The organism is Burkholderia sp. LMG 13014, from assembly GCF_905232215.1.
GTDB lineage: Bacteria > Pseudomonadota > Gammaproteobacteria > Burkholderiales > Burkholderiaceae > Burkholderia.
Genome location: NZ_CAJNKE010000186.1, coordinates 1 through 10386, shown reverse-complemented (window position 1 = coordinate 10386; position 10386 = coordinate 1). Strand labels below are relative to the sequence as shown.

The 10386-nt window shown below is 67.6% G+C and carries 13 protein-coding genes and 1 pseudogene; 8 read left to right on the top strand and 6 right to left on the bottom strand.

All coding sequences use genetic code 11. The features are described from left to right. On the top strand, positions 1-528 hold a 528-nt coding region (locus JYJ84_RS19015; RefSeq protein WP_205189370.1), incomplete at its 5' end, for a hydroxypyruvate isomerase family protein. 28 nt (positions 529-556) lie between these two features. After that, a complete protein-coding gene (gene denD / locus JYJ84_RS19010) occupies positions 557-1528 on the top strand; it encodes a D-erythronate dehydrogenase (RefSeq protein WP_122947947.1) in 972 nt (323 codons plus the stop codon). Between the two features lie 49 nt (positions 1529-1577). Here denD and JYJ84_RS19005 read toward each other — a convergent pair whose 3' ends face one another. The 3 genes from JYJ84_RS19005 to JYJ84_RS18995 all read right to left on the bottom strand — a co-directional run bounded on the left by JYJ84_RS19005 (position 1578) and on the right by JYJ84_RS18995 (position 4245). Beyond that, complete coding sequence (locus JYJ84_RS19005; protein WP_122947948.1) at positions 1578-2666, bottom strand: lysylphosphatidylglycerol synthase domain-containing protein; 1089 nt, start codon at positions 2664-2666, stop codon at positions 1578-1580. Continuing rightward, the gene (hpnI, locus tag JYJ84_RS19000) at positions 2663-3832 is read right to left on the bottom strand and encodes a bacteriohopanetetrol glucosamine biosynthesis glycosyltransferase HpnI (RefSeq protein ID WP_122947949.1); all 1170 of its coding nucleotides are present in this window, start codon (positions 3830-3832) and stop codon (positions 2663-2665) included. The genes JYJ84_RS19005 and hpnI overlap by 4 nt, the downstream gene beginning before the upstream one ends. Positions 3833-3894: 62 nt before the next feature. Next, positions 3895-4245, bottom strand: a complete 351-nt coding sequence (locus JYJ84_RS18995) for a hypothetical protein (RefSeq protein WP_122947950.1) — start codon at positions 4243-4245, stop codon at positions 3895-3897. A 294-nt stretch (positions 4246-4539) separates the two neighbouring features. Between JYJ84_RS18995 and JYJ84_RS18990 the strand changes: the two genes are divergently transcribed. The 3 genes from JYJ84_RS18990 (at position 4540) to JYJ84_RS18980 (ending at position 7236) form a co-directional block, all read left to right on the top strand. Beyond that, positions 4540-5199 (top strand): response regulator, encoded by a 660-nt coding sequence (locus JYJ84_RS18990; protein WP_122947951.1) that lies wholly within the window; start codon positions 4540-4542, stop codon positions 5197-5199. Beyond that, on the top strand, positions 5196-6638 hold the full coding sequence (locus tag JYJ84_RS18985) for an ATP-binding protein (protein ID WP_122947952.1): 1443 nt from the start codon (positions 5196-5198) through the stop codon (positions 6636-6638). Before JYJ84_RS18990 ends, JYJ84_RS18985 begins: the two co-directional genes overlap by 4 nt. 70 nt (positions 6639-6708) lie before the next feature. Beyond that, entirely contained in the window at positions 6709-7236 is a 528-nt protein-coding gene (locus tag JYJ84_RS18980) for a cytochrome b (protein WP_122947953.1), read from the top strand. Between the two features lie 268 nt (positions 7237-7504). On the opposite strand, the gene JYJ84_RS18975 is transcribed toward JYJ84_RS18980, so the two are convergent. Both JYJ84_RS18975 and JYJ84_RS18970 read right to left on the bottom strand, forming a co-directional pair. Next, on the bottom strand, positions 7505-7780 hold the full coding sequence (locus JYJ84_RS18975) for a DUF4148 domain-containing protein (RefSeq protein WP_122949611.1): 276 nt from the start codon (positions 7778-7780) through the stop codon (positions 7505-7507). 71 nt (positions 7781-7851) lie between these two features. Further along, positions 7852-8196 carry a DUF4148 domain-containing protein gene (locus tag JYJ84_RS18970; protein WP_122947954.1) on the bottom strand — a complete coding sequence of 115 codons (345 nt, stop codon included), beginning with the start codon at positions 8194-8196 and terminating at the stop codon, positions 7852-7854. A 241-nt stretch (positions 8197-8437) separates the two neighbouring features. Between JYJ84_RS18970 and JYJ84_RS18965 the strand changes: the two genes are divergently transcribed. Then, entirely contained in the window at positions 8438-9127 is a 690-nt protein-coding gene (locus tag JYJ84_RS18965; protein ID WP_122947955.1) for an aspartyl/asparaginyl beta-hydroxylase domain-containing protein, read from the top strand. Positions 9128-9225: 98 nt separating this feature from the next. Here the strand turns inward: JYJ84_RS18965 and JYJ84_RS18960 are convergent, their stop codons facing one another. Then, a complete protein-coding gene (locus JYJ84_RS18960) occupies positions 9226-9591 on the bottom strand; it encodes an ASCH domain-containing protein (protein ID WP_122947956.1) in 366 nt (121 codons plus the stop codon). Positions 9592-9827: 236 nt separating this feature from the next. Between JYJ84_RS18960 and JYJ84_RS18955 the strand changes: the two genes are divergently transcribed. Together JYJ84_RS18955 and JYJ84_RS18950 are read left to right on the top strand one after the other, a co-directional pair. Beyond that, positions 9828-10097, top strand: coding sequence for a MoaD/ThiS family protein (locus tag JYJ84_RS18955; protein WP_122947957.1), 270 nt, complete (start codon positions 9828-9830; stop codon positions 10095-10097). 67 nt (positions 10098-10164) lie between these two features. Further along, positions 10165-10386: pseudogene (locus JYJ84_RS18950) on the top strand (exo-alpha-sialidase); the annotation flags it as partial.

The window sequence follows — 10386 nt, the reverse complement described above, 5'->3', positions numbered from 1 at the left end:
CGGCGCGGGATCGACCAGGCGCTCGACTACGCGCGCGTGCTCGGCAACAAGAAGCTGCACGTGATGGCCGGCCTGGTCGCGCCGGGCGCGGACCACGCGCGCCATCGCGACACCTACGTGGCGAACCTGCGCCACGCCGCGCAGGCGGCCGCCGCGCACGGCATCACGGTGCTGATCGAGCCGATCAACCAGCGCGACATGCCCGGCTACTTCGTGAGCCGGCAGGACGACGCGCAGGCGCTGTGCGCGGACATCGGGGCGCCGAACGTGAAGGTGCAGTTCGACTGCTACCACTGCCAGATCGTCGAAGGTGATCTCGCGATGAAGCTCAAGCGCGATTTCGCGGGCATCGGCCATATCCAGATCGCGGGCGTGCCCGAGCGTCACGAGCCGGATATCGGCGAACTCAACTACCCGTATCTGTTCGCGCTGATCGACGCGCTCGGCTACGACGGCTGGATCGGCTGCGAATACCGCCCGAAGGCCGGCACGTCGGAAGGGCTCGGCTGGCTCAAGCCTTACCTGTAATTCAAAGCATTCGAAGAGGGCAACTCAAATGAAAGTACTGATCACCGGCGGCGCCGGCTTTCTCGGCCAGCGTCTTGCGCGCAAGCTGCTCGAGCGCGGCGAACTGACCGGCCCCGACGGCCGGAGCCAGAAGATCGACGAGCTGGTGCTGCTCGACGTCGTCGCAGGCAGCGATTTCGGCGACGCGCGCGTGACGTCGATCGTCGGCGACATCGCCGACCGCGCGGTGCTCGACAGCGCGATCGACACCCACACCGGCGCGATCTTCCATCTCGCGGCGATCGTCAGCGGGCAGGCCGAGGCCGATTTCGATCTCGGCATGCGGATCAACCTCGACGCGTCGCGCACGCTGCTCGAAGTGTGCCGCGCGCGTGGCCATCGGCCGCGCGTCGTGTTCACGAGCTCCGTCGCAGTCTACGGCGGCGCGCTGCCGGACGTCGTGCAGGACGACACTGCGCTGAACCCGCAATCGTCGTACGGCGCCGAGAAGGCAATCGCCGAGCTGCTGCTGTGCGACTACGCGCGGCGCGGCTTCGTCGACGGCCGCGTGCTGCGGCTGCCGACGATCAGCGTGCGGCCGGGCCGCCCGAACGCGGCCGCGTCGTCGTTCGCGAGCGGCATCATCCGCGAGCCGCTGAACGGCGAGGAAAGCGTGTGCCCGGTGCCCGGTTCGACGCGGCTGTGGCTGTTGTCGCCGCGCGGCGCGATCGAAGCGCTCGTCGCCGGCTGCGAGATCGACAGCGCGCAGCTCGGCAACAAACGTGTGATCAATCTCCCCGGCATTTCGGTATCGGTCGACGAAATGATCGCGGCGCTGCGCGAAGTCGCGGGTGACGAAGTCGTGAAGCTGATCCGTCATGTGCCGGACGAGCGTGTCGAGAAGATCGTCGGCAGCTGGCCGGGCCGCTGGGACACGTCGCGCGCGGAGGCGCTCGGGCTGAAGGGCGACACGTCGTTCGCGGACGTGATCCGCAGCCATCTCGCCGACGAACGACGCTGATTCCCCGCGCCGCCCGCCGCGCGTGGCGGGCACGGGCTGCCCCGTCACATCAACGCGGCCGGGCCGATTCCCCGATGGGCAACGTCGCGCGTTTCGTTCCACCCGGCCGGTTCGCCGAACCGGCCGCCCACTGCCACGCCAGCAGGCCCGGCAGATAGAACAGCAGGTCGCGCACGCGCCGTGCGCCGGCCAGCGCGAGACAGGTCGGCGGGTCGAACCCGAGCAGCCCGCCGATCAGCACGAACCCGCCCTCCTGCACACCGAGGCCACCCGGCATCAGGAACGCGATGCTGCTCACGAGCTGGATCAGCGCCTCGATCGCGAGCGCCTGCGCGAAGGTCGGCTCCGCGCCGAGAAAATACAACGCGAGCCAGATTTCCAGCGCATAGCCCACGAACTGCAGCGTCTGCCAGATCACGAGATAGCGCACGACGATGCCGGTCTTTCTCCAGATCATCCGGATCGACTGATCGGTGCGCGCCGATTCGCCGACCAGCGCCACCACCTTGCCGCTCGTGACGCGGTTGAGCACGCGCATCGCGCGTTCGAACGGCCGCGCATGCTGCACCAGCGCGAACAGCAGCAGCACCGGCACCAGCGCGGCCATGCCGATCGCGAGGTTGCCGGCCACCCGTGCGGCATCCGACGACACGTGCTCGAGCACGTAGCCGATCGCGACCAGCGCGAACACCAGCTGGCTGATCAGCGTCAGCTGCATGTCGGCGACGAGGCTGGCCACGACGGTTGCCGGCCGCACGCCCGCCTGCCTCAGCAGGCCGAACGACACGATCTCGCCGCCGATCCGCGCGACCGGCAACAACCCGTTGATCGATTCGCGGATCCAGACGAGCTTCAGCATCGTCGCGAACGATGGCCGGCGCGGGCCGCGAATCAGCATCCGCCAGTCCCACGCGTTCGCGAGCATCGGCAGGATGTGCGCCAGTGCCGCGAGCAACAGCCCCGCGCCGGCGATCTGCAGGCGATGCAGGATTTCCAGCGGATGCTCGCGCCAGATCAGCCATACGGCGAGCGCCAGCCCGCCCAGCGCCGCCACCTGCCCCACATGGCGCAGCCGCGCGTCGCCCCGTGCGGCGTTCCGCTGCGCGGCATCGGCACCGGGGTTCGTCGGCGTCGTCATGACTCGCTCGCCGGCGACAGCAGGCCTTCCCGGTCGACGCGAAAGCGCGTGCCGCGCCACACGACATGCGACGAGAAGAAGCTCGACACGAACACGAAGAACTGCAGGAGATCGACGAACGGCAGCCAGAGCGCACCGCGCAGGCCCGCGCCGGTCGCCCGGCTCGTCTTCAGCATCAGCAGCGCCCGCGCGGCGAGGGCCGCGACCGCCAGCCCGCACGCGGCTGCCGTGCCGCCGGAGAACAGCAGCGCAAGCAGCGCGAGCGGCACCGGGTGCATCAGCACCGAGCCGGCATGACCGAGCCGGTCCGCCGCGCGGATCGTGCAACTCCAGCGCAATTCGTGTGCGTACAGCTTGGCGAACGTCTCCTCGACACACGCATGCCCGACGACGAACGGCGGAATGACGACCTGTGCGCCCACCTGCCGCACCGCTTCGCCCAGCGCGTGATCCTCGGCCAGATGATGCGCGAAACGCGCAAGCCCGCCGATGCGCTCGAGCGTCGCGCGCGTGATCGCAATCGTCTGGCCAAAGCATGGCCGTGCGCGGCCGATGAAGAGCCCGGTGATCACGCCCGGCAGGAAATGGTAGTTCGTCATCGCGACGGCGACACCGGGCCAGAAGCCCGGCGATGCGATGCCGCGATACACGCTCGTCACGATGCCGACATCCGGCTGCTGCAGCGCGCCGACGACGGCACGCAAATAATCGCGCTCGACCAGCACGTCGCTGTCGGCGAGACAGAGCACCGAATACTCCGCGTGTTCGAGCATGTTCACGAGATTCGCGATCTTGCGGTTCGGCCCGTACAGCCGCGCGTCGGCGACGACCTTGATGTTCGCATCGGGGTAGCGCGCGCGCAGCGTCTCGACGGCCGCGAGGGCTTTGTCGCTCGCATCGTGCACGCCGAACAGGTGCTGGACCGGCCCCGGATAATTCTGTACGAAGAAGCTTTCAAGATGCTGTACGAGTTGCCACTCGTCGCCGTGCAGCGGCTTCGCGACGGTGACGCCCGGATAATCGCGCGGCTGGGCCGCTGCCCGGGAAAAGAACCGGCCGACCAGCACGCTGGCCGTCACCGTGTATGCAATGCCCAACAACACGCCCAGCCCGCAGACGATCGACATTGCCCCGGCCAGCGCGCGCAGCACATGCAGCAAAACCATGCTTCTCCCCAGTGGTGACCCGGACGACCACGACACCCGAGAGCCGCCGCGCGCACGCGGGTTCACCCGTGCGCGCCGCCGTATCGATTCCCGTGGAGCCGGATGTGAAGGACGACCCAGCGACGATACGCGCAATCAGATGACACGACTACCGTACGGCGATCGATTCCTGTCACGCGCACGCAGCCGCATGCGACCGCGGCCCGGAACGCCACGCCGGCAAGCTTGCGGGCCGAAAGGATCGCCGTGGCGACCGCGATGACGGCCCAGACGCGAAACGTCATCGTCGTGAAAAATGCTTCGGGTACGCGCCATGCGAGCAGCGACACCAGCACGAAACACTGAATGAACATGCCGGCCAGTGCGGCGACCAGCAGGTGGGCGCGCCATCGCTCGATCGTCGAGAATGCCATGGTGAAAGAATCTCCCGTGCGGACGACACGCGTCGATCGCAGATCGATCGGAGGGGTCGAGGATTGACGGGCGAGCACACACGGCATGTGCCGGACATGCGTGACCCGGTTCGGGATCCGGGGCAGCGAAGAACAACCCGAGAAATGGTGTGGCCGATGGTAGCGGGATTGACGGTGGCGAACCTTAAGCGTTCTTCAGAATCGGGAGAAGCTTGATGCAGCACAATTACAATCCGTTGCACGGCATGCACGGCGGCACTCGTACAATCGCAGGCATCTGCACCCGAATCGACCATGCGACTCCTCCTTGTTGAAGACGACGACCTGATCGGCAGCGGTCTCGAGATCAGCCTGAGTCAGGCCGGCTATCACGTCGACTGGTTGCGCGACGGTCACGCGGCCGCCACCGCGCTCGCGACGACGCGCTTCGCGCTCGTCGTGCTCGATCTCGGCCTGCCGGGGAAATCGGGCACCGAGCTGCTGCGCGCATTGCGCGATGCGGGCGACACGGTCCCCGTGCTGGTGCTGACCGCGCGCGGCACCGTGGCCGACCGGGTCCGCGGCCTCGACGACGGCGCGGACGACTATCTCGCGAAGCCGTTCGAGCTGACCGAGGTGCTCGCCCGTTGTCGTGCGCTCGTGCGCCGTTCGCAGGGCCGCGCCGGCGACGAAATCGTGTGGCGCGACATCACGATCGACCTGACCGCCCACACGGTGACGCGCGATGCATCGCGCATCGCGCTGACGTCACGCGAGTGGGCCATCCTGGTTCAGCTCGTCAGCCACCCGGGCGCGCCGCAGTCGCGCGCGCGCCTCGAAGACACCCTGTACGGCTGGCAGGAGGGCATCGAAAGCAATGCAATCGAGGTTCACGTCTCGAACTTGCGCAAGAAACTCGGCGCAGAACTGATCCGCACCGTCCGCGGCATCGGCTACGTTGTCGACCTCGCATGATCTCCCGCTCGATTCGGCGACGCGTGTCGTCGATGGCGCTCGGCTGCGTGACCGTCGTGTGGCTCGTCGCCGTATTCGGCGGCTTCCGTCATGCGACCCGCGAGATCGGCGAATGGGAAGACGCCCGCCTCGTCGAATATGCGTCGCTGCTGGTCAATCTGTCGCCCGCCGACCTCGATCGCTTCGCCCGTCTTCCGCCGGACGCACGCATCGAACTGGGGCGCGGCAATGCGAGCGCCGACCCTGAAACCGACGGCGATCGACTGCCGCGCGACGTCTTGTTCGAGGTACGCGACGCGCAGGGCCATGTCGTCGCGTCCAGCCTTCCCGCCGAGGCGGTCGGGTTGCCCGACACGCGCAACCCGCGCGGCACCCCCGAGACGATCGTCGTTCGCGGCGCGTTATGGCGCACGCACACTTTGCGCGACGACGCGTCCGGACGCTGGATACGCGTGATGGAGATCGCCAACACGCGCAGCGATCTGGCAACGGGCATCGCGCGCGGCATCGTCCTGCCGCTGATCGTCGCACTCCCGGTGCTGGCGCTGCTCCTCTGGTACCTGATCGGGCGCGGACTCGCGCCGTTGAAGACACTGTCGACGCTGATCGGCGCGCGCGATGCGCGATCGCTCGAGCCGCTCGGCATCGCCACCGTGCCGGACGAGGTGCGCACGCTGGTCGACGCAATCGACCGCCTGCTGGCCAGGCTGCGGCAATCGATCGTGCGCGAACGCGCGTTCACGTCCGACGCCGCGCACGAACTCAAGACGCCGCTCGCCGCGATCAAGATCCAGGCCCAGGTGGCGATCGCGACCGACGATCCGGCACGCAAGCAACTGGCGATGCAGCGGGTCGTTCAAGGCGTCGACCGCAGCGCGCGGCTCGCCGAACAGTTGCTGCTGCTCGCGCGGCTCGACGAGTACGAACGCATCCCGACGCGCACCGTCGTCGTTCGCGAACTCGTCGACGCCGCCATCGATCGCCATCTCGCGAAGGCATCGGACAAGACCATCGACCTCGTGGCCGGCACCGCAGCCGGACGGGCGATCGAAGCCGATCCGATCCTGATCGGCATCCTGCTCGACAACCTCGTCGACAACGCCATCAAGTATGGCCGCCAGGGCGGTCGCATCGAGATCGGCGTGCACGACGACGGTGCGCGGCAACGCATCGTCGTGCGCGATGACGGGCCGGGCGTCGCGCCCGGCGAGCATGAGCGGCTCGGCGACCGTTTCTATCGCGGCAGCGGCGCGCAGTCGCCCGGCAGCGGGCTTGGGCTGTCGATCGTCACGCGCATCGCCCAGTACTTCGGCGGCACCGTGCAATTCGGGGTCGGCATCGGCGGGCACGGCCTCGGCGTCGCGATTACGCTGCCGTCGGCGGACGCGGGCGGACCGGTGCCGGCCGGCGAACCCGACGAGCGGCCGTCGCGTGCTTAACGTTTCGTTAAGGATACGACCGTAGAATCCACCCGACCGATACCATCCCCGTCGTACGCCAGGAGTCTTCATGTCCACGCCCGCCCGATATGACGCCGTTGCACGCCTTCTCCACTGGCTGATCGTCGCGCTGATCGTTGCGCAATTTGCGATCGGCTGGACGATGCCCGACGTGCATCGCGACACGCAGCCCATCGGCCTGATCGCCGCGCACCTGCTCGTGGGCACCGCGCTGATTGCCGCGATGGTCTGCCGCGTGCTGTGGCGCGTGACGCATCGCCCGCCCGCGAGCGACCTGCCGCCCGCGATGCGTGCGCTGTCGGGCGTCACGCATTTCGCGCTCTACGCGCTGCTGATCGCAGTGCCGCTGCTCGGCTGGATCAACGCGTCGTCGCGCGCATGGGGCGTGACGCTGCTCGGGATCGTGCCGTTGCCCGCGCTGTCGGCGGCCGGCTCCGGATTCGGCCACGCGATGGGCGACGTGCACGGCATCCTCGCCTGGGCACTGTTCGGCGGTATTTGCCTGCACGTAGCCGCCGCGCTGGCGCACCGCTTCGTGCTGCGCGATCAGGTCGTGCAGCGCATGATGCCCTGGTGATCGCCACGCTGGCGGCACGGCAGGCCATCGCGCGCATGAGCCGGGTGGCCGCCGAGACCGATACTGTCTGCCGTTCCGGTTCATCGCACGAATGACCTGCCCGCCCATCTGGCGCGGCTGGCCAGATGATCGCGACGCCGCGCGAAGCGGCGCGCGATGACCGGCACCGCTGCCGGCGCCCTTCTGCCGCGTCGAGCGGCACGAAGGGCTGCCGTACTGCCGTGCCGCGAACACGACGGCCTGAATTCACACAAGACCATGGCGGCACCTAGTTGCCGGTCTGCGCCGGCGTGGCGGGCGCCGGTGCATGCGCGGCGGCAGCCGCCATCCTCGCCCGGTCCTGCTCGGCAAGCTTCGCTTCTGCCGCCTGGATGTCCGCCGGATACTCCCCTTCGTCTCCCTTCGCCGGGTCATATCCGGCTGCCTCCAGGCGTATCAATTCGTCGCGCACCTGCGCACGCGTCAACGGCGCGGCCGATTGCGCGAAGGCCGACTGACCGACGATCGCCCCGATCATCGTCAGGACTGCGATATATGTTTTCATCATGAACTCCTTCAATGTTCCGTATCGATCAACCGTATCGAATGCCTGACCTGCGCACGCAGGCGGCTGCGTCAGCTCCCGAAATAGATCGAGCAGAAGCTCGCGGGGCCGACGCACGCGGCAGATCGTTGGCGCGGCGACATCGTCGCCGGCTTGCCCGCTTCGGAGGCGGCGGCCGGATCGCTGCCGACCGCCGTGCTGGCCTGATGCTGCGGCATCTGTTCGGCCTGCCGCTGGAACAGCGGGCTCACGTCCGGATACGACGTATCGGTCACGAAGCGCAGCCCGTTGTTTTCGGCGTCGATCAGTTGCTGCCTGACCTGCGCGCGCGTCAGTGCCTGTGCCGACGCTTGCGGCGCGATACCCGCGAGAGAAATCGCCGCCACGGCGGCGGCCACCAGCCAATGCGTATTCATGTTCCACTCCTTGAGAAGTCAACGAGACGACGTGCTACACCCGTATGACGACGGAGCGCGTGCATTTATTCCCGCGCGTCGCGACCCGAACCGCACGGTTTCTCCGGCGCCGGGAGCGCTCGGGACGGACGTTCATGAAACTGTCATTCTTTCGTCAGCCGGCGTAACCTGACGTAACGCAGCGCCCGCCGCGCTTCGGGCAGACTGACGTCATCCCTTACGGATCGCCCTTCGATCGACCATGTCCGTCGCTTACGACTATGCAGCCGGCCTGCTGCGCACGCTGTACGACCGCCATCTCGACGGCGGCGCAGTGCTCGACACGGCCGCGTTTCCCGACGCCGAGCGTTTCGTCCGGGCGTGGACCGACATCCAGCAAGAGGCATTCGCCGTGGCGCGCGACATGCCGCGCATCCCGCGCTTTCACGAGATCATGCGCGAGCAGTACGACATCTCGGCCAACGATGCCCGCGACTGGCGGATGTTCATCATGCAGGCGTACGGCCAGCCGTTCCCGCGCAACCTGTCGCGCTGCCCGACCATCGCGTCGATCGTCGCGGCGTCGCCGGACGTGTTGTCCGCATCGCTGTCGTTCCTCGCACCCGGCAAGCACATTCCCCCGCATCGCGGGCCGTTTCGCGGCATCCTGCGCGGCTATCTGGTGCTGTCGATGCCGAAGCGCGCGGACGGCACGCCGGCCGCCGTGCTGAAGATCGACGGCCACGAATACCGGCTCGAAGAGGGGCGTTTCCTGCTGTGGGACGACACGTTCATGCACGAGGTGTGGAACGACAGCGACGAAGTGCGGATCGTGCTGCTGCTCGATATCCGCCGGCGCGGAATGCCGCGCTTGCTCACGTGGTTGTCGAATGCGGTGATCGGTGTCGTGCGGCTCGGGATCAGGATTCGCGGGCGGTCGATTCCGGTCTAGCGCACGTCACCGGCGCGCGCCGGGTGACCATTCGTTTCGCGACCGCCCTGTCTCGTGAAGAGAAGGAACTCAGCGCAGCCCGGATGCAGACGCAATCATCAGGACACCTTGCCGGAGCCCTCCGCCAACGCATAGATGCCGCGCCGGGCGACACACGGAAAAGGCGGATCGATCGCCCGCACATTCGTCAGTTCCCAGCATACGTACCCGGCACACCATGGCTTGCCTTGCGCGCGGGCTTCATCAGGCGTCCAGTCGTGTACCCCCACGACGTCGACCAACGCGAGCGCGATACCGTCGGGATCCTCGTGCCCGTCCTGTCGCAGGAAGATCGTGTTCTGCACCAGCACGAGATCGCGCAGCGGTAGGGCCGGCGGCGCCCACGACCGGATTTCCACCTGCTTGCGGCCCGCAACGATATCGTCGACGGCGGGTTTGACGATCGACAGTGCGGATCGCGGCATGGCAAGGGTTTCCTTTATTGGTAAATGGAGCGTGTGCGACCGTCGATCGGCATCGCGGCCCAATCCGGCATGCGATGACGATCCGGGCAGGATTGTTGCCGAATCGCCGGATCGTGTCGACCGGGACGGATCCGACTCGCCGGCGCACCGCGACTACGCAACGCCACCGTTCCGCCCCCGACGGATCGCCTAAACTACAGACCGTCCCCTCCGCGCGGCTCCTGCCAGCCACCGCCATGGCGCACCTCTTCTTCGCCGCTTCGATCCAGCGGCATATCGAAACGCCCGAGCGCGAAATCGACGCCCGCACGCTCGGCGACGCATTCGACACCGTTTTTGGCGAGCAGCCGCGACTGCGCGGCTACATCCTCGACGACCAGGGTGCGCTGCGCAAACACCTGTCGGTATTCATCGACGGCCAGCCGATACGCGACCGGCAACATCTGTCCGATGTGCTCGGCGACGCCAGCCGGGTCTATGTCGTGCAGGCGTTGACGGGCGGATAAAGGAACTTGCACGTAAGCGCCGATCCAGTGCCAGAACATCAGGTCGAGCCATCAGGAGACATCGCACATGAACGATCGACTGCTCGTCGCCACCCGCAAGGGCTTGTTCGTCCTGCAGCCCGACCGCCACGGCGGCTGGACGCCCGGTGAGCCGCACTTCGCGGGCGAGCCCGTCAGCATGGTGCTTGCCGACCCGCGCGACGGCGCGCTGTATGCGGCGCTGAACCTCGGCCATTTCGGGGTCAAGCTACATCGCAGGCAGACAGGCGCCGCCGACTGGGAAGAATGC